The following is a 15,207-nucleotide window of genomic DNA, read 5'->3' on the forward strand; positions in this document are numbered from 1 at the left end:
CGCTTTTAACCGCCTTGCTCTCGAATGCAAGGGGGAGATGCGCGTTAGCTTTCATATTTCTGAAAAGCTTATGGCTATCCACCGTTGGAATCGCGCCAGGAATTGAATTCCGACATGGTTTTGGAGGCAATTTTCTGCATGACGGTCGGAGGAACGGCCGACCATGGGTCGCCGCGCTTCAGCGGCGTGCTTTCCGAACCCTGTATGCGGTGTACGCGGTTGCCGTTGCCATCGAGTACATCCCACACATAGGTCACCGAAATCTGCGGACCGTCCTCGAAAGCCGAGAGATAGCCCTTGAGAATATAGGCTGCGCTGGAATCGCTCGAGCTCTTGATCGTCAGGCCGAGGGCGCGGGCGTCGGCGCCGAGCTGGCGCGACAGCGGCGTGACGGCATCGACGGGCGCACCGATGATCGGCAGGAAACGGATGCTGTTGCCTCCGGCCGCAGCTGCCGGCGGCAGGGATGCCTGCTGTTGCGGCGGCTGATCATCCGCAGCCTGTTCCTGCTGCTGTTGTGGTGGTGGCGGATCTTCCAACAGGCGCCGGTCGGCCTCGCGTTGCTCGTCGGCCTCCGAGAACTGATTGTTGGCAGGGGCGATGGATGCGGTACGGGAACCGTCGAGCGGGCGGGAGGCATAAGGATTGGTGCCGTTCGATTTCAGAGCCGATGCCTGTTCATCGAGCGTGCCGCCACCGCCGTAGTTTTGCGGCTGATAGGCTTGCTGCGAGGTCTGCTGCTGATAACCGTAGCTCTCCTGAGAGCCTTGATAGGTCTGGCGACGCTGGGGTGCCGCGGCTATGCGTTCGACATCGCGCTGCGTGACCGGGCTCGAGCCGGCATCGCCGATCGCCTCGGGCGGTGTCAGGGCGTCCGTGGTGTTGCAGGCGGAGAGCGCGAGGCAAATGCCGGCGACAGTCAACGTTATCCTGACCAATCCCATCGACGCGATCCTTTCTCCCGACGGCCTGACCGCCCAGGATCGCTATCTTACGCCCTAACGGTTAAGAAATTCGAGAGGGTGGCGGGAAAGGGCTTTCGGGGCTTGCGATGTCGTCAGATAGGTCTGGCCGAGGGTCATTGCGGTGCCGCTGTCGGAATCCATGATGATCATGTGCACGAAGAGGGACATGTTCTCCTGGATCTCCTGCGGATTGCCCATATGGAACATCTCATGCTCCATCCAGGAGGGCGAGAAGCGGGCGCCGAGCGAATAGCCGCAGGCGTTCAGCCGATGCCGGGCAAGGCCGCGTTCATCCATGATCTTGGCATGCATGTCGAAGACGTCGCCGAAGGTGTGCCCCGGCATCAGGATCGTCTCGATCGCCTGCAGAGTTTCCAGGCACGCGCTGTAGAGTTCGCGGTGGCGATGGCTGGGATTGCCGATGACGATCGTGCGCATCATGGCCGCATGGTAGTGGGCATCGACCCCAGCCCATTCAAGCGTCAGCTGATCATCGGGGTCGAGCTTGCGGCGTCCGGATTTGTAGCGGCAGAGCAGGGCTTCCGCGCCGGAGCCGATGATGAATTCGTTGGCGGGGTAATCGCCGCCGCCGGAAAAGATGGCGCCTTGCATGGCGGCGAGGATATCGGCTTCGTCCGCGCCGGGCTTTATCAGAGACAGGGCTGCGTCCAGAGCATTATCGGCCAATGCGGCGGCGCGTTCGACATGGACGATTTCCGCAGGGCTCTTCGTCAGGCGCAGGCCGCTTATCAGATAGGAGGCATCGGCGATCTGGCCGAAACTGGCAAGCTGCTGATCGAGAAGGCGGGCTACTCGGCCGGTCATGCCATGGGTATCGTATTCGACGCCGATGCGGGTTCCGAGGAGGTCGAGGTCCGACAAAAGCTCCTTGAGATCGAGCGTCGGATCGGCGTTGACGCGATCGACCCAGATGCGGATGTCTGTCATAACGGATGTGAGTTGTGCCTGGCGCAGATCGGCCGAGCGCGTCAGAAGCGTCAGGGAACCGTCCGCCTTGACGACCAAGGCCTGGAAGAAGCAATAGCCGAACGTATCGTAGCCGGTCAGCCAGTACATGCTCTCCTGGGCGAAGAGCAGCATGGCATCGAGCTTTTCTTCCTGCATCCTCGCCAGCAGCCGCGCCAGACGAGCATCGTATTCGCTGCGTTCGAAATGCAGGGCCATATCAAGCTGCCTTCCCGATGGCGATGGCGGAAATCTGTCGACCGTAATCCGGCTCCCTGGCATGGGTCGTGCGCCGATAGGAGAAGAAGAGTTCCGGATCCGGGTAGGTGCAGAGGTTCAGGCTTTCGGCCGTGACGCCAGCCTTGCGCAGGCGATCGACGGTTAGGGACGGTAGATCGAACATGGCGTGGCCGTCTCGCTCCGAAGGGGCGAAGTATCGCGCATAGCCAGGATCATGGGCGAGGAAACGTTCGACGAATTCGGGGCCGACCTCATAACTCGACTGACTGATAGAGGGGCCGAGGCAGGCAACGATCGTCTCGCGTCTCGCGCCAAGTGCTTCCATCGCATCGATGGTGTTTTCCAGGACGCCGGTCAGCGCGCCCTTCCAGCCCGCGTGGGCGGCGCCTATGACCCGGTTTTCCGGATCGGCGAAGAGGATGGGGCCGCAATCGGCGGCGAGCACGCCAAGCGCAATACCAGGCGTCGCGGTCACCATCGCGTCGGCCTGCGGCCGGCTGCCGTCATAGTGTGCGCCGATGGTTACGACATCGGGCGAATGGACCTGATGCACGGTGGCAAGCTGATCGAGAGGAAGCCCGAACCAGCCGGCGACGCGGCGCCGGTTCTCCTGTACGTGCTCGCGATTGTCGTTCGAGCCGAGCCCGACGTTCAATCCGCGATAGAGACCTTCAGAAATACCGCCAGCACGGGTGAAATAGCCATGGCGGATGCCGGCAGCCTCGGCGGCGCTCAGCAGCGTGCTAGCAAGTGGTGTCGGCAACTGGAACGTCCCTTGATATCTGGTTTTGCCTATCGTGCTTGACATAACGCAGCCGCGGCGAAGCAGTTCGATCTCAGCGGCGATGTTGGCCCAGGCCTACGCGCACTGTCAATCCGCCGGATCGATAGTGGGGATTCAGCCGACAGGGCGAAAGGGCAGGAGCTCGATCGCCGGGCTGGAAACGGCCAGCACCTTGAAAAGCTCTCCCATCTTGCCTTCGCCTGTGCCGGCGAGCCTCTCTACGGCGATGCGGATGTTCTCCTGCGTTGCTGCATCCTGGTCCCGTCCGAGGGCGGCTGCGCGCTCGAGCAGACCGAGCCCGACGAGGAAATCGCCTTGATGACAGCAGCCATTGATGTGGATGCCGGAGGCGAGCGCGGTTTGCGCAAGATGCTGGAAATCGACATGGCTGGTGAGATCCGCTTCGCCGGGATGTTCCAGCGGCGGGTCGTATTCATGCATGCGCACGGCCTGCAGCGTGTCGCCGAAGCTTGTCGCCATGTGACCGTAATCGATGGCGAGCGCCGTACCGCCATGCGCCGCCAGCCGGTCGCAGATCGTCGTCATGACGGCCTGGCGGGCGGGAGCGATCTCGAACACCGTGCCGATCGGCGGAAGCCCGCCGTCCGGAAGAAGCGCGGGATCGAGCGTGGCGACACCCGTCGTGAAAGTCAGCTCGTCGTTGACGTCGAGGCCGACGGCGCGCTCGCGAAATCCGTTGGCGGTGCGAACGAACTGACGGATCGGAATGGCATCGAAGAGTTCGTTGGCGACAATCAGCGTGAAGCCTTCCGGCACTTCGGCAAAATCCGTGTGCCAGGAGATTTTTGCGCCGTAGGCTTCGAGGGTCTGCTGCTGGAAGCCCTGCAGGCGCTCGCTGGTTTCGACGAGATGGACCGTCATGGCATCATAGAGCGGCGGAGCCAGCTTGCCGATGACGCGCAGCATGTCCGACATCATCGTGCCACGGCCCGGGCCGATTTCGACGAGACGCACTTCGACCGGCGTTCCATGCCGCTGCCAGGCGTGCACCATGAAGACGCCGATCATCTCGCCGAAAAGCTGACTGATTTCGGGTGCCGTGACGAAGTCGCCGGACTGACCGAAGGGTTCGCGCGTCTTGTAATAACCATGCACCGGATCGGCGAGACACAGCGAAAAATAATCCGTGATGCTCAATGGCCCGTTGGTGCGGATGATGGCTTTGATTTTTTCACCGAGCGCCGTCGTCATTCTTTGCTTTCGCTAATGCGCGGTCCTGACAGGCTGGGAGCCTCTTTTGAAAAGACCACGCGATATTGACCCCACCTCAAACCATCTGCCTGATCGCCGCCTGACGGGCGCGGATCACAGCCCAAAGGCCGATGGCGACCATCGGAAGCGACAGTACCATGCCCATTGTCAGCCAGTTCGTGCCGAGCAGATAGCCGAGCTGTTCGTCAGGCTGACGGAAGAATTCGACAAAAATACGCGAGAAGGCGTAGCCGATGATAAAAATACCGCTGACCGTGCCTGGTTTCTTCAGTGCCAGCGCCCAGCGCGTAAGGGCAAAGAGAACGAGGAAGAGAATGATGCCTTCGATGCCGGCTTCATAAAGCTGGCTCGGGTGGCGCGGGTCGGGACCTGCAGGGCAGACGCCGTTATGGGCAGCGATCACATGCGGGCTGCAGAAGACCATGGCCCAGGGGACGTCCGTGACCCGTCCCCAAAGCTCGCCGTTGATAAAGTTGGCGATGCGGCCGAAGAAGAGGCCGACCGGCGCGGCTGCAGCGACGATATCGAACAGGCTCCAGACCGGAATCCCGCTGCGTTTGGCAAATAAAAACATGGCGATGGTCGTGCCGATTAAGCCGCCATGGAAGGACATGCCACCTTTCCAGATCTGGACCGCGCGGATCGGATTGGCGATTACCTGATCGAGGTCGTAGAAGAGAATATAGCCGATGCGGCCGCCCAGAACGATGCCGAAGGCGACCCACAGAATAAAGTCATCTAGGTGTTGGCGCGTCATCGGTGCGGTGTCGTTCAGCCAGAGCCTGCCGCTGTCGACCAGCCATCTTGCATAGAGCCATCCCAGCAGGATGCCCGCCACATAGGCGAGGCCGTACCAATGGACCGGGACGGGGCCGAGGTTGATAGCGATCGGATCGATATCAGGAAAAGGCAGGATGGCGGCGAGATTGGCGGATGTCAGCAAGATCGTCAGGCCCGTTGCAGCATGTTCCCGAAAGTACCGTGCCATTTCGGAAATGTGCGCGGAACATGGCGTTCGCTATCGAAACGGTCAAGTCGTTTGTTGCTGCGTCCGTGATCCGGAGGGGCATTGTCCCGTCCTATCTCAATTTGCTTGCATCGGCCCCTTGGAAATCTTACCTCAAGACTATCTGGCCCATATCGATGCCTGACCGTTGAGGGCCGACGGCCGCAAGGAGACTGCCATGAGCACTGGACCGAACCGAATCCTGGATGAATTCGCCAAGCTGATGACCGATGCCGCCGGTGCTGCCCAGGGCGTGCGCCGCGAGATAGAGACGGCCTTCAATGCCCATGCGGAGCGTTGGCTGAACAGCATGGACATCGTCAAGCGCGAGGAATTCGAGGCCGTTCGCGAAATGGCGATCAAGGCGCGCGATGAGAACGATGCACTGCTCGCAAGAATCGAAGCGCTGGAAGCCAAGCTCGCTTCCAAGGGCAAGTAAGTTCGATCTTCGCCCGCTGACCGGTGCGGCACCCGCTTGCCGCACCTTTTTCCTCTGAAAATTTCCGTCTGTTTTTCCACTTGTGGACATAGGCAAAAAAGCCAATCGCCAGAGTCGGTTATGACTCCCTTCTGAATAGACGTCGGAAGAGCTTTCCACAGTGCCGTTTCCAAAATCGATGCTCAGGGGCTGGCATGCCGGGCATGCCGCTATACACTGATTTTAAATGATGATTCGAAACGGACTTGGTAAGCCCCGGGCATGGTGGAAGCGTTAGTCTGGCAGCCGTTCAACATCATCCCGAATATGTTTCCGGAGTAAAACTGTTTGCGTTCTTTCAGTGTTGGGTCACGGGAAAACTGCAATCGTTCCGGTCAAGAAGGTGCTGCATGAGCCTTATGGAAATGGAAGTCGAACGACAATCGAATCCGGTCGACATGATCGAGTTCGTTGCTGCCAATAACGACTGGTCGTTCGAGCGGTCGGGCGAGGATGAAATCGCCATGACGGTCGAAGGGCGATGGACCGATTATCACGTCTCTTTTTCCTGGATGGAGGAGTTCGAGGCGCTGCACATAGCCTGCGCATTCGATGTCAAGGTTCCCGATCCGCGTGTCAACGAGGTGATCAAGCTCTTGTCCTGCATCAACGGACAGGTGCTGATGGGTCATTTCGATCTTTGGCGTCAGGAAGATATCGTCATCTTCCGGCAGTCGCTCTTGCTGTCCGGCGGGGCCGAGCCCACCAACCGGCAGGTGGAAGTGCTGCTTTCCAATGCGCTTGACACCTGCGAGGCCTACTATCAGGCTTTCCAATTCGTGGTATGGTCCGGGCTTGACGCGAACCGCGCCATGGAAGCCGTGCTTTTCGAAACGGTGGGCGAAGCGTGACATGACAGGTCAATCATCCGCCAATACATTCGTATCCTCCGGGCCGATCGTGCTGATCGGCGCGGGGAATATGGGTGGCGCCCTGCTGACGGGATGGCTGAAGAACGGTGTGCCGGGATCGTCTGTCATCGTCGTCGATCCCAATCCGGCCGAAGCGATGCGGAAAATGATCGTGGATGCGGGTGCCAGCCATGTCACCGAAGCTCCAGCCGGGCTGACGGCTGGCGTTCTTTTCATTGCCGTCAAACCCCAGCTCATGGATGCGGTCCTGCCGCCGCTCAGATCGCTTGTGGGCGAGGGGACGGTCGTCGTCTCCATTGCCGCGGGCAAGACGCTCTCCTCGCTTCAACGGCACCTTGGAGAGGCGGCGATGGTGCGAGCCATGCCGAATACGCCCGCCATGGTTGGACGGGGCGTGACCGGGGCTTTCGCGAATGCCGACGCGAGCGATCGCCAGCGGCAGCTGGTTCACAACCTGTTGAAAGTGTCCGGCCCCGTTGAGTGGGTGCCTGAAGAGGCCGACATCGACTCGGTGACCGCGGTTTCGGGCAGCGGACCTGCCTATGTTTTCTATCTCGTCGAATGCATGGCGGAGGCGGGCCGGAAGCTCGGCCTGCAGGCGGACCTCGCCATGCGGCTTGCACGGGAAACCGTCGCGGGGGCTGGTGAACTGTTGCACCAGTCTCCCGACGACGCTTCGCGCCTGCGCCAGAACGTGACGTCTCCCGGCGGGACGACCGCTGCGGCGCTCGGCGTGCTGATGGCGGAAGACGGCATGCAGCCATTGTTCGATGCGGCCCTGGAAGCGGCCCGCAAACGGGCACAGGAACTGGCCGGCTGAATTTTGAAGGCAAGAGATGACGGAAGAAATCACTTACGGCGATTTCGAGCGGGTGGACATCCGCGTCGGCACGATCCTCGAAGCGGAGACTTTTCCGGAAGCGCGCAAGCCCGCTTACAAGCTCAAGATCGATTTCGGGCCGGAAATCGGTATCAAGCGCTCCTCTGCGCAGATCACCGTGCATTATACGCCGGAAACTCTTGTTGGCCGGCAAGTGCTGGCCGTCGTCAATTTTCCGCCGCGTCAGATCGGGCCGGTTCGTTCCGAGGTGCTGACCCTCGGCTTCGAAGACGAATCCGGCGCGATCGTGTTGGCCGCGGTGACCCAGCCGGTGCCGAACGGCAAGAAGATGATGTGAAAGTGTTACCTTCGCCCCAGCGGGGAGAGGGTCGCGCGTAGGCGCGGGGTGAGGGGCGTTGCCGGGAAAGCGGCCTTTCATTTGTGCTCAAGCCTGCGTCGCTTTGCTCGGCCGCCCTCTCATCCGAGCTGTCGCTATTTCGCTTTGCTCAATCGTTCCAGCCCACCTTCTCCCCGCTGGGGCGAAGGCGCTCAGTGAATATCCCGTGATACTGGGTCGGTCAGGCTGAAATGGAGGAACTCCGCCTCGAAGCCTTCACGCTGCGGCGAGCAGAAGGCCGGGCCGACTAATAGGTCCTCTAACGTCGGATCGAACCAGGCGAGCCTTGCCATGCGCCACTCGCTCATCCGGTCGGTGCGGTATTGGATGAAGAGGGCATCCCCGTTGCGCGTGACCCGCGCGGATATGGCGTCGAAGTCGTGATCGAGCCGGAAAGCGGACCAGTCGGAATTGCCGTTGGTGACGACGACGCTGAAATGCTTGGCGCCGTCGGTATATTCGATCCCGCATTTCATCCAATGCCTGGCGTCGTGGCGGACCATGAGGCCGGCTTGATCGTAAAGCTCTCGATAATGTCCGATGAACGTCACCTCGGCGGTGAAATCGCCACGGCGGGGCATTCCGAGAAAATGGCCGTCGTCGCGATGGAAGCCGTAATAGGTTTCCTGCCAGAAATCGGTCTTGCTGCCGGAGCGGACGAATAGCCGGCCCTGGTTCATTTCCCACAGCGGCGGTGCGTTCAGCCAGTGCATGCCATCAATATCGATCGGCATAAATGTCCCCCTCAAGCAGGAATGCGGATCGTTGCGCGCAAGCCCCCGAGCGGGCTGTCGCCGAGCGTGACATTGCCGCCATGGCTGCGGGCTATATCGCGTGCGATGGCAAGGCCGAGGCCCGTGCCTGACTTGTCGAGATTGCGCGCGGTATCCAGCCGGAAGAACGGCTTGAAGACGTCGTCTCGCGCTTCGACAGGTATGCCGGGTCCGTCGTCGTCGAAGACGATCGTCAGCCATTTGGCGCTGTGCCGGGCCTCGACGCGGAGGCTGTTGGCATAGCGGCGGGCGTTGGTGGCGAGATTGGTCACCAGGCGCGTAAAGGCATTGGGCCGGACGGAGATCTCATCGTCGCCGTCGATGGAGAAGCTCATGGATTTGCCATGCAGCGTGAAGTCCTGTCGGATCTTTTCAAGGATATCGCTGAGTTTGAATTGACCGACATCTTCCTCCGCCTCGCCGCGGGCGAAGGCCATATAGCCCTCGAGCATGCTCTGCATGTCCTCGACATCCTCGCTGAGGCCGACAAGATCGGGATTGTCGCCGACAAGGGCGAGCTGCAGCTTGAAACGGGTCAGCACCGTCCGAAGGTCATGGCTGACGCCGGAGAGCATGGCCGTGCGCTGCTCGATCTGCCGTTCGATGCGCTCGCGCATCAGGATGAAGGCGAGGCCGGCGCGGCGTATCTCGTCGGCCCCGCGGGGGGAATAGTTTTCCAGCCGCTGTCCCTTGCCGAAGCTTTCCGCGGCCTGAGCCAGCGCCAGGATCGGGCGGATCTGGCCGCGCAGGAAAAGCACGGCGATGCCGATCAGCACCAGCGAGGTGCCGACCATCCACAGAATGAAGATATGAGTATTGGAGGCATAGGTCTGGCTGCGCTTGGCGAAGACGCGCAGCACCTTGTCGGGCAGCTTGATGCGGATCTCGACCAGGCTGGAATTGCCGACGGTGTCGATCCAGAAGGGCAGGTTGATCTGATCGCGGATCTCATCGCTCAGAATGCCATCCAGGATCGAGAAGAACGGCTTTTCGGCAGGCGGCGGCAGTTCACCACCCGGTTCGATCGAAATGGCCAGATCGAGCTTCTGGCGTGCCATCTGGGTGACAGCGGAATAGTCGGCATCCTGCGGATAGGTCTGGATGATGCTGATGATGGCGGCGATGTCGCGTGTGGTCGCCATCGACAGCCGCTGCGTCACCATCTGCCAGTGGCGCTCCATGAAGACGACGGTGACGACTGCCTGCAGGATGATCATCGGCAGGATGAAGATCAGCAGCGAACGCGCATAGAGACCGGTTGGGAGAACATACCGGCGCAGCCAGCGCGTCAGCCACCGGAATCCGTTGGAAGGCGTGTGGTCCTGGTCGCGCCTGATCGAATCGAAAGTCACCATCGCCTGATCCCGCTGGCCGATCTCAGTCTATGCTCAGGCGGTAGCCTATGCCACGCACCGTCTGCAGCCAGATAGGGTTGGCCGGATCGTCTTCAATCTTGCGACGCAGCCTGTTGATCTGCACGTCGATGGTCCGTTCGCCCACCTCGGCATCGCTGCCGATCAACTCATGACGCGGGATCGTCTCGCCGGCGCGCTTCGCGAAGAGCAGCATGATTTCCTGCTCGCGGTCGGTCAGGCGGATGAGTTCCGCCGCCTTTTTGAGTTCCTTGCGGGTCAGCGAAAACGTATAGGGGCCGAACATGACGAGCTCGATCTTCGGGGAATCGGCGGGAGTATTGCGCCGAAGTATGTTGTTGATGCGCAGCACCAGCTCGCGCGGATCGAAGGGCTTCGGCAGATAATCGTCCGCGCCGGCCTCGAGGCCCGCTATGCGGGAGTCGGCTTCGGCAAGCGCCGTCAGCATGATGATCGGAATGTTCTTGATGGCGCGCAGGCTCGATGTCAGCGTGATCCCGGATTCGCCGGGCATCATCACATCCATGATGATGAGGTCGAAATCGAGCCCTTCCAGTTTGCGGCGGGCCTCGGCGCCGTCGGCGGCAGCCGTCACCCGGAAACCCTTCTCCATCAGGTAGCGGTTGAGGAGGGCGCGGATACGCGTGTCGTCATCCACGACCAGAAGATGTGCTGCATCATCCGAGATTGCTGTTTTTGTCGTCATTCGATCCGTCTCGATCCTGTCCTACCCATAGATTGAGATGAGGCACTCCCGCCGGCCCCCCCGGTCTGGATTGCCGTCACTTCTCGGTCTGCATTCCCCTCAGGAAGCGTTTCACACTTTCGCGCGTCGCTTCCGATGCGCCTTCGAATGCCCGTTCAATGCGGCGCGATTGCGGCTCGGCCAGCGCCAGAGCCAGATCGCGGCCGGCCCGCGTGGGGTACAGCTTTCGCTGCCGCCGATCCTCCGGACCGGCAACCTGCCGAATATAACCCGAATCGATCAATTGTTTGAGAACCCGCGCCAAACTCTGTTTGGTGATCTGCAATGTTTCCAGAAGGTCCGCAACAGTCATGCCGGGTTCGCGGTTAACGAAATGGACGACGCGATGATGAGCGCGCCCGAAGCCGCTCTTGACGAGAATTTGGTCCGGATCCGAAACGAAATCGCGGTAGGCGAAGAAAAGAAGCTCGATCACCTCGAAATCAATGCTTCCCGCATTTCGCATCGGTGTTTCCAGCAGCTCCATCTTTGCCGCGTTCTGGCTCATCTGTCGTGGCACCCTGGCACTTCCTTTCCAATTTTGGAGCATCGGGGAAACTTACGTAAAAATATGTCAGCTTCGTTGACGCATTTTTACGCCATCGACTGTTTTCACACAATTGCCGCACGGCGCAAGCGACGTTGCCGCATCGGAAATCAGACCTGCGGTCCCGCCAAATTCCAATATATCTCGTATTGTCCCCTGCTGCATCTCGTGGATAGAGCGCGGTGGAAGCGATAATCAACCCCCGATGTGACGGTGAAGGCGATCTTTGCGGGCATGGCGGGGAGAGAGGCCGTATGAATGCAAACGAATGGCGGCATTCGATGCGGCTCTGTCGAGATTCGCTGCGATCCCCATTCCGAGGCGCAGATGGGTGGGGGCCGATACCGGGTGTACCAGCATGAGAATCGGCACAAGCCGGACAAGTTGCTCCGCCGGCCTGTGCGATTTGATGAACTTACGACTTGCGGCCGAGAACCGCGCCGACGATGGCGGAAAGCACGCCGCCGGCGATCAGCGAGGATATGCCTTGCGCAATGAGGCCGGTAAGGGCTTCGCTGCCGATCAGATTAAGGATCAGACCGCCGCCGAGACCGCCAATGGCACCTGCGATCGTTCTTGCAACAAGGTTTATCCCTTCCTGCTTCAAAACGGCACTCGCGGCGTTGCCACCGATCGCACCGGCTATCAATTGCGTGATGATAGGCCCTAAACTTTCCATGACTACCCTTCTCCCATTGCTCCGGAAGACACTCCCGGATCCCCTCTCGTCGCATCCCGGATTGCTGCAGCAGGAAGCGGCGATAATCCTCAGTGGATATTAGAGTTACATCAAGCAAGGATCGCTGCAAATAGAAGGGCAACCCAAACGGGAGAATTCTGCAATAATTTCAGGGGAAATTCGCTATGTGTGCCTGCGGCCGGATAGCCGCAAGCCAATTTCGCCATCTTGTTCGGCTTTGCGGCCGAATCAGCGATAGACGTAGACGACGCGACGCGTCCCTGGATCGACCAGGACCGGCTGGTTATTCACTTCGACATAGCTGTACCGATAGTCTGGAATCCGGTGCACCTCCACGCTTTGCGGAACCGTGGCGCCGACGACCAGGTCGCCGTTCAGCTGGACCGTATCGACCGGATTGTCATCGATATAGCTTCGGATTTCCTCAGGCGGCGTGATCGCCACCACATTGCCCTTCTCGACGGGGCCGAGCAATTGGTCATCCGGGCTAGGCTGCGCGGCCTGGACGCTGCCGGTCGTAACGGAATCGGTCTGTTCGTAGGTGATGGTGGGAATGCCGAGATCGTCGCGATGGTCCTGGACGACCACCGATGCACCGTTCTGTTCGACGCTGAGATACTGGGCATAGACCCAGCCTCGCATGCCGTTGACATCGACACGGCACCAGCGGCTGCCTTCGATGCAGCCATCCAGCGTGGCCTCGGATCCGCGCGTTGCGACGCCGACGGTCGGGAATTCCGCGCCCGGGCCGGAGCGAACTTCAATGTCGGTGGCGGTGGTTGCCGACATTTCAGCCTGGGCCAAGCCCGCGCTGCCAGCAAGAATGACACCGGCCAGCAGCGTGTTTCTCTTCAAGGACATTGGTTCTCTCCTTCTGGCCTCTAAAGACCTACCTTCAACGTTTCGGCTGCTTCAGTGTTCCGGCTGGCCTGTCTTGATGGCGCTATCGTTGAATGAATGCACATTTAAGTGTTTGAATTTTATATATTTACTCGCCGTTCTGCGGGTCGGAGATCGGCTTTCGCACCGCTTTGAAGCCGGTGGGGGCTGTTTTGCTTGAGGTTTGCGGCTATATCCGCAGCAGGATGATCAAACAGACGAGGCGCTCCATGGGCATGCTCCAGGCCGGTATCATTCCGGTGACCCCCTTCGAACAGAATTGCACCATCCTGTTCGATCCGGAGACCAAAGAGGGTGTCGTGGTCGATCCGGGCGGCGATGTCGATATCATCCTGCAGACCGTGCGCGAGAACGGCATCACCTTGAAGGCGATCTGGCTGACTCACGGCCATATCGATCATGCCGGCGGCGCCGACGAGCTGCGCGAGGCGCTTGGGATCGAAGTGATCGGTCCGCATGAGGACGATCGTTTCCTGCTGGAGGACATCGAAGCCAAGGGCAAGATGTTCAACATTGCCGGCGTGCGCAATGTCGTGCCGGACTGCTTCCTGAAGGAGGGCGACACGCTCTCTTTCGGCGAGCATGAGTTCGAGGTGTTCCATTGCCCCGGCCATGCACCTGGCCATGTCATCTATTTCAACAGGAAGCAGGGCTTTGCCCATCTCGGTGACGTGCTGTTCAACGGCTCGATCGGGAGAACTGATTTGCCTGGCGGCAATCACCAGCAGCTGCTGGAATCGATCCGAGACAAGGTCTTCCCGCTTGGTGACGAGGTCGGCTTCATCTGCGGTCATGGCCCGGGCAGCCGGATCGGCGACGAGCGCCGCACCAATCCTTTCCTGCGAGGATTGTAAAAAAGCGCCGCTCGGAAGCGGCGCTCAGACTGCTGACAAACCTCTGGCGTCAGCCGGAGGTTTTTGATTCAATGGGACATGCTGAAGAAACCTGCTCCCGAACAGACGGCTCTCGAGATGGTGACGCTCGACAGTCTTGTGCCGAAGGATCACCTTCTGCGCCGAATAGACGCGGTGATCGACTTCTCGTTCATCCACGATCGCGTTGCCGGCTTGTACTGCGCCGACAATGGCCGCCCGCCGCTTGATCCGACGCTGATGTTCAAGGCGCTGTTCATCGGCTACCTCTACGGCATTCGCTCCGAGCGGCAGCTGGTGCGCGAGATCGAGGTCAATGTCGCCTATCGCTGGTTTCTCAGGATGAAGCTGACGGATGGCGTGTTCGATGCGTCGACCCTGTCGCAGAACCGCCGCCGACGCTTCAACGATACGTCGGTGGCCCAGGATATCTTCGACCACATCGTTGAACAGGCGGTTTCCCACGGGCTGGTGGACGGCACGGTACTCTATACGGACAGTACCCATCTGAAGGCCAATGCCAACAAGGGCAAATACGATCTGGCCATGATCGAGAAATCGCGTGCCGACTACTGGGCCGACCTCGACCGGGCGATCGACGCGGAGCGCAAGCTGCATGGCCAGAAGCCGCTGAAGGACGGGGAGCGCCAGGCCGAGATCAAGGAGACCAAGGTGTCGCGCACCGATCCCCAGAGCGGCTACATGGTGCGTGACGGCAAGCCGAAGGGCTTCTTCTATCTCGATCATCGCACGGTGGACGGCCGACATGCGATCATCACCGATACCCATGTGACGCCGGCCAACGTGCATGACAGCATCGTCTATCTCGGCAGGCTCGACCGGCAGTGCCAACGCTTCGGCTTCGATGTGAAGGCTGTCGGGCTGGATGCCGGCTATGCCACCTCAGGCATCGCCCAAGGCCTGGAGGACCGCGCCATCCTCGGTGTCACCGGCTATCGCAATCCGACCCCGCCCAAAGCCGGCATGATGCGCAAGAACAGCTTCGTCTACGATCAGCGAGCCGATGGCTATCGCTGTCCGCAAGGCCAGCTTCTCACCTACGCCACCACCGACCGCAACGGCTACAAGCATTACACATCCGATCCTGCCATCTGCGGCACCTGCCCGCTTCTGGCGTCGTGCACGTCCAACGGCAAGGCCATCCGCACCATCACCCGGCACGTTTGGGCCGATGCCCGCGAGCGCACCGACGGTCACCGTCTCACATCCTGGGGCAAGGCGATCTACAAAAGACGCAAGGAGACGGTCGAGCGTTCCTTTGCCGATGCCAAGCAGCTGCACGGCCATCGCTACGCCCGCTTCCGAAGTCTCATCAAAGTCCGATGCCAGTGCCTGATGGCCGCCGCAGCCCAGAACATCAAGAAGATCGCGATGGCGCTCACAAAGACACCCAAACCGAGCCTCGCATGAATCACAGGAGCAGGACCGATCTCCCTTCAATGCCGCAACCCAGGAAACAAACACACCAGAAATACAAAACCCCGCCAAAATTTGACGGGGTTTGTCAGCAGTCTG

Annotated in this window: 17 protein-coding genes; 6 read left to right on the forward strand and 11 right to left on the reverse strand. The window is 60.3% G+C overall.

All coding sequences use genetic code 11. The features are described 5' to 3' along the window. Positions 1-74: 74 nt before the first annotated feature. The 5 genes from DQ393_RS05065 to lgt form a co-directional block, all read right to left on the reverse strand. Complete coding sequence (locus DQ393_RS05065; protein ID WP_112340707.1) at positions 75-944, reverse strand: hypothetical protein; 870 nt, start codon at positions 942-944, stop codon at positions 75-77. A 54-nt stretch (positions 945-998) separates the two neighbouring features. Then, positions 999-2,150 (reverse strand): M24 family metallopeptidase, encoded by a 1,152-nt coding sequence (locus DQ393_RS05070; RefSeq protein ID WP_112340708.1) that lies wholly within the window; start codon positions 2,148-2,150, stop codon positions 999-1,001. Position 2,151: 1 nt separating this feature from the next. Next, the gene (gene pgeF, locus DQ393_RS05075) at positions 2,152-2,979 is read right to left on the reverse strand and encodes a peptidoglycan editing factor PgeF (RefSeq protein WP_432421978.1); all 828 of its coding nucleotides are present in this window, start codon (positions 2,977-2,979) and stop codon (positions 2,152-2,154) included. Positions 2,980-3,069: 90 nt separating this feature from the next. After that, positions 3,070-4,167 (reverse strand): class I SAM-dependent methyltransferase, encoded by a 1,098-nt coding sequence (locus DQ393_RS05080; protein WP_112340710.1) that lies wholly within the window; start codon positions 4,165-4,167, stop codon positions 3,070-3,072. Positions 4,168-4,243: 76 nt separating this feature from the next. Next, positions 4,244-5,131 (reverse strand): prolipoprotein diacylglyceryl transferase, encoded by an 888-nt coding sequence (gene lgt / locus DQ393_RS05085; protein WP_112340735.1) that lies wholly within the window; start codon positions 5,129-5,131, stop codon positions 4,244-4,246. A 241-nt stretch (positions 5,132-5,372) separates the two neighbouring features. Between lgt and DQ393_RS05090 the strand changes: the two genes are divergently transcribed. The 4 genes from DQ393_RS05090 (at position 5,373) to DQ393_RS05105 (ending at position 7,722) form a co-directional block, all read left to right on the forward strand. Next, positions 5,373-5,633 (forward strand): accessory factor UbiK family protein, encoded by a 261-nt coding sequence (locus tag DQ393_RS05090; RefSeq protein WP_112340711.1) that lies wholly within the window; start codon positions 5,373-5,375, stop codon positions 5,631-5,633. 389 nt (positions 5,634-6,022) lie between these two features. Continuing rightward, complete coding sequence (locus DQ393_RS05095) at positions 6,023-6,523, forward strand: YbjN domain-containing protein (RefSeq protein WP_112340712.1); 501 nt, start codon at positions 6,023-6,025, stop codon at positions 6,521-6,523. 1 nt (position 6,524) lies between these two features. Continuing rightward, entirely contained in the window at positions 6,525-7,364 is an 840-nt protein-coding gene (gene proC, locus DQ393_RS05100) for a pyrroline-5-carboxylate reductase (protein WP_112340713.1), read from the forward strand. Between the two features lie 16 nt (positions 7,365-7,380). Then, on the forward strand, positions 7,381-7,722 hold the full coding sequence (locus DQ393_RS05105; RefSeq protein WP_112340714.1) for a tRNA-binding protein: 342 nt from the start codon (positions 7,381-7,383) through the stop codon (positions 7,720-7,722). Between the two features lie 191 nt (positions 7,723-7,913). On the opposite strand, the gene DQ393_RS05110 is transcribed toward DQ393_RS05105, so the two are convergent. From DQ393_RS05110 to DQ393_RS05135, 6 genes are all read right to left on the reverse strand, one after another. Beyond that, positions 7,914-8,495, reverse strand: coding sequence for a DUF1349 domain-containing protein (locus DQ393_RS05110; RefSeq protein ID WP_112340715.1), 582 nt, complete (start codon positions 8,493-8,495; stop codon positions 7,914-7,916). An 11-nt stretch (positions 8,496-8,506) separates the two neighbouring features. Further along, entirely contained in the window at positions 8,507-9,889 is a 1,383-nt protein-coding gene (locus DQ393_RS05115) for an ATP-binding protein (RefSeq protein WP_112340716.1), read from the reverse strand. A 22-nt stretch (positions 9,890-9,911) separates the two neighbouring features. Continuing rightward, positions 9,912-10,613 carry a response regulator gene (locus DQ393_RS05120; RefSeq protein ID WP_112340717.1) on the reverse strand — a complete coding sequence of 234 codons (702 nt, stop codon included), beginning with the start codon at positions 10,611-10,613 and terminating at the stop codon, positions 9,912-9,914. A 76-nt stretch (positions 10,614-10,689) separates the two neighbouring features. Then, on the reverse strand, positions 10,690-11,160 hold the full coding sequence (locus DQ393_RS05125; RefSeq protein ID WP_210260745.1) for a MarR family winged helix-turn-helix transcriptional regulator: 471 nt from the start codon (positions 11,158-11,160) through the stop codon (positions 10,690-10,692). Between the two features lie 454 nt (positions 11,161-11,614). Further along, a complete protein-coding gene (locus tag DQ393_RS05130; RefSeq protein ID WP_112340719.1) occupies positions 11,615-11,878 on the reverse strand; it encodes a hypothetical protein in 264 nt (87 codons plus the stop codon). A 249-nt stretch (positions 11,879-12,127) separates the two neighbouring features. Continuing rightward, a complete protein-coding gene (locus tag DQ393_RS05135) occupies positions 12,128-12,760 on the reverse strand; it encodes a DUF1236 domain-containing protein (RefSeq protein ID WP_112340720.1) in 633 nt (210 codons plus the stop codon). A 248-nt stretch (positions 12,761-13,008) separates the two neighbouring features. Between DQ393_RS05135 and DQ393_RS05140 the strand changes: the two genes are divergently transcribed. Together DQ393_RS05140 and DQ393_RS05145 are read left to right on the forward strand one after the other, a co-directional pair. Beyond that, the gene (locus DQ393_RS05140; RefSeq protein ID WP_112340736.1) at positions 13,009-13,653 is read left to right on the forward strand and encodes an MBL fold metallo-hydrolase; all 645 of its coding nucleotides are present in this window, start codon (positions 13,009-13,011) and stop codon (positions 13,651-13,653) included. A 78-nt stretch (positions 13,654-13,731) separates the two neighbouring features. Further along, on the forward strand, positions 13,732-15,102 hold the full coding sequence (locus DQ393_RS05145) for an IS1182 family transposase (RefSeq protein WP_112340028.1): 1,371 nt from the start codon (positions 13,732-13,734) through the stop codon (positions 15,100-15,102). Positions 15,103-15,207 lie beyond the last annotated feature (105 nt).

It is taken from the genome of Martinezella tropici, assembly GCF_003287875.1.
GTDB classification, from domain to species: domain Bacteria; phylum Pseudomonadota; class Alphaproteobacteria; order Rhizobiales; family Rhizobiaceae; genus Rhizobium; species Rhizobium tropici_C.

Bases quoted from the DNA above. Each gene is read 5' to 3' on its own strand.
- DQ393_RS05095 (WP_112340712.1), top strand. From the start codon at position 6,023: ATGAGCCTTATGGAAATGGAAGTCGAACGACAATCGAATCCGGTCGAC.
- DQ393_RS05110 (WP_112340715.1), bottom strand. From the start codon at position 8,495: ATGCCGATCGATATTGATGGCATGCACTGGCTGAACGCACCGCCGCTG.
- DQ393_RS05130 (WP_112340719.1), bottom strand. From the start codon at position 11,878: ATGGAAAGTTTAGGGCCTATCATCACGCAATTGATAGCCGGTGCGATC.
- DQ393_RS05065 (WP_112340707.1), bottom strand. From the start codon at position 944: ATGGGATTGGTCAGGATAACGTTGACTGTCGCCGGCATTTGCCTCGCG.
- DQ393_RS05120 (WP_112340717.1), bottom strand. From the start codon at position 10,613: ATGACGACAAAAACAGCAATCTCGGATGATGCAGCACATCTTCTGGTC.
- DQ393_RS05090 (WP_112340711.1), top strand. From the start codon at position 5,373: ATGAGCACTGGACCGAACCGAATCCTGGATGAATTCGCCAAGCTGATG.
- proC (WP_112340713.1), top strand. From the start codon at position 6,525: ATGACAGGTCAATCATCCGCCAATACATTCGTATCCTCCGGGCCGATC.
- pgeF (WP_432421978.1), bottom strand. From the start codon at position 2,979: ATGTCAAGCACGATAGGCAAAACCAGATATCAAGGGACGTTCCAGTTG.
- DQ393_RS05125 (WP_210260745.1), bottom strand. From the start codon at position 11,160: ATGAGCCAGAACGCGGCAAAGATGGAGCTGCTGGAAACACCGATGCGA.
- DQ393_RS05145 (WP_112340028.1), top strand. From the start codon at position 13,732: ATGCTGAAGAAACCTGCTCCCGAACAGACGGCTCTCGAGATGGTGACG.
- DQ393_RS05140 (WP_112340736.1), top strand. From the start codon at position 13,009: ATGGGCATGCTCCAGGCCGGTATCATTCCGGTGACCCCCTTCGAACAG.
- DQ393_RS05105 (WP_112340714.1), top strand. From the start codon at position 7,381: ATGACGGAAGAAATCACTTACGGCGATTTCGAGCGGGTGGACATCCGC.
- DQ393_RS05115 (WP_112340716.1), bottom strand. From the start codon at position 9,889: ATGGTGACTTTCGATTCGATCAGGCGCGACCAGGACCACACGCCTTCC.
- DQ393_RS05070 (WP_112340708.1), bottom strand. From the start codon at position 2,150: ATGGCCCTGCATTTCGAACGCAGCGAATACGATGCTCGTCTGGCGCGG.
- DQ393_RS05080 (WP_112340710.1), bottom strand. From the start codon at position 4,167: ATGACGACGGCGCTCGGTGAAAAAATCAAAGCCATCATCCGCACCAAC.
- DQ393_RS05135 (WP_112340720.1), bottom strand. From the start codon at position 12,760: ATGTCCTTGAAGAGAAACACGCTGCTGGCCGGTGTCATTCTTGCTGGC.